General features: G+C 39.7%; 3 protein-coding genes. 1 reads left to right on the top strand and 2 read right to left on the bottom strand.

The features are described 5' to 3' along the window. Positions 1-382 precede the first annotated feature (382 nt). On the bottom strand, positions 383-529 hold the full coding sequence (locus tag ACFFAP_RS38075; RefSeq protein ID WP_375516044.1) for a hypothetical protein: 147 nt from the start codon (positions 527-529) through the stop codon (positions 383-385). 171 nt (positions 530-700) lie between these two features. On the opposite strand from ACFFAP_RS38075, the gene ACFFAP_RS38070 reads away from it, so the two are divergent. After that, positions 701-1,765 (top strand): vWA domain-containing protein, encoded by a 1,065-nt coding sequence (locus ACFFAP_RS38070; RefSeq protein WP_375516043.1) that lies wholly within the window; start codon positions 701-703, stop codon positions 1,763-1,765. Positions 1,766-2,005: 240 nt separating this feature from the next. Here the strand turns inward: ACFFAP_RS38070 and ACFFAP_RS38065 are convergent, their stop codons facing one another. Further along, positions 2,006-2,086 (bottom strand): hypothetical protein, encoded by an 81-nt coding sequence (locus ACFFAP_RS38065; protein WP_375516045.1) that lies wholly within the window; start codon positions 2,084-2,086, stop codon positions 2,006-2,008. Positions 2,087-2,094 lie beyond the last annotated feature (8 nt).

Here is a 2,094-nt window from a genome sequence, read left to right as displayed (position 1 = left end):
AACGACACCCCGAATTCAATAAACGACACCCCGAATTCAATAAACGACTGCACAAATGTAAAATTTGCCCATCCTGCGGGATCTTGCTAGATCCCCCAACCCCTTCTCCCAATTTTGGGAAAAGGGGAGCCAAATTTAAAGTCCCTCTCCCAAGCTTGGGAGAGGGTTTTAGGATGAAAGCTCATTGATTTATGTAATAAGTCTAAGAGTGTTCCAATAAATAAATGATCCAAAGTCTGTCATTGCGAGCGCAACGCAGTGGAGCAAAGCAATCACAAAGACTCAGAGATTGCTTCATTCCGCTTCGCTCCATTCGCAATGACAATTGGGCATTTTTTTACTTGGATTACTCTAATATAGGAATTTAACAAACTTGCTTTTATTAAATACAAAAGCGATGTCTTTGCCAACGCCTGCCGTAGGATGCCCGTTCGCGAACAGCGTCTCCTTTAGGAGAAGGGCTGTAGGGCGATCGCAAGAATTGAACTAATACAAAGCGTAGACGCTGCATCTGCGAGTCAAGAGACATCGCACAAAAATTTACACCAATTCCTCATGTATATATTTATGTAAAAATATTTAAATACATTCTCTATTAAGTATAAAAAGTATTACATACGTAAATAAGAAAGGCGATCGCCGATTGCGTGCCATTTGTAATTTTGTAAGTTAAAAATTAAATATTAATTTAGGTAAGCGGATGACAAGTAATAACATTGAGATTGTTTTCAGTTTTGATACAACTGGGAGTATGTACCCTTGCCTTACCCAGGTACGGCGAAAAATCAAAAATACCGTTACCAGACTGATAGACGAAATTCCCTTGATTCGGATTGGGATTATTGCTCATGGTGACTACTGCGATGCAGGCTCAACTTATGTCACCAAAATATTTAATATATCCGGTGATGTTGATGCTATCTGTGATTTTGTGCAAAATGTCGAACCTACTGGTGGCGGAGATGCACCAGAATGTTACGAATTGATATTACATGAATCCCAATCTTTATCTTGGTCAAAGTCAGCAACAAAATCACTAGTTTTGATTGGCGATGATATTCCCCATCCTCCAGCACACAATCCGAAAAAACTGAATTGGCGCAAAGAGTTAGATAAATTAGCTGAGGCAGAAATTACAGTTTACGGAGTTCAAGCACTCAATCGCCCTCATGCCACTCCTTTTTATCAAGAACTTGCAGAAAAGTCTGGCGGTTTTCATATCAATTTAGACCAGTTTTCGTATATTAGTGATTTGTTTTTAGCAGTTTGCTACCAACAATCATCTAATGATCAGCTACAAGCTTATGAACAAGAAGTAATTGATCAAGGACGCATGAGCCGTGGGTTAAATAAAATATTTAACACCATGATGAACCGGGAAGCAACTTCCTATTACGAATCGGCTGATTTACGAGCAGTTTCTCCAGGGCGTTTTCAGATTTTAGAGATTGAACAAGATATTTCAATTAAAGCGTTTGTATTGGAAAATGGTTTGAGTTTTAAAGTTGGGCGGGGTTTCTACGAATTTACAAAAACAGAAACTATCCAGGCTCAAAAAGAAATTATCTTAATGGATCGGGCAACGGGTGATTTATTTGAAGGAGGTGCTGCACGAGAAATGTTAGGTCTACCGATGGATGCAACGATTCGGATTAAACCGAGTAACCTAGAAAAGTATGTTGTGTTTGTCCAAAGTACCTCTGCTAATCGTAAACTGATTGGCAAAACTCGATTTTTATATGAAGTCGAAGACTGGGATCGCTAAGTGCCAACCACTAGGGACTGTTTTCAAACTCGAAGATCCTAACCCCCCTTAAAAAGGGGGGAAAAGATGCCTGACTTTTCACGGGATGTGGAAAAGCTCATTTTAGGGGTTTCCCAATCCCTTATTTTTCGGTTAGCTATTTTCATTAACTCAGGGCTATTGAGAATTAGCCTGTGGAAAAAGCCACGTTTTTTCGAGGCTTGATGACTTCCCGTGAAAAGTCAGGAAAAGATGCTTGTACTAGTAGCCACTGACATCAACTAATCGATATCCTTGACCAACCAATTGATCAAAAGTCGCTTGATACTGGGCTGAAGTCAATCCATGTC

It is taken from the genome of uncultured Nostoc sp. (assembly GCF_964245575.1).
GTDB lineage: Bacteria > Cyanobacteriota > Cyanobacteriia > Cyanobacteriales > Nostocaceae > Nostoc.
This window is presented reverse-complemented; position numbering and strand designations above follow the sequence as displayed.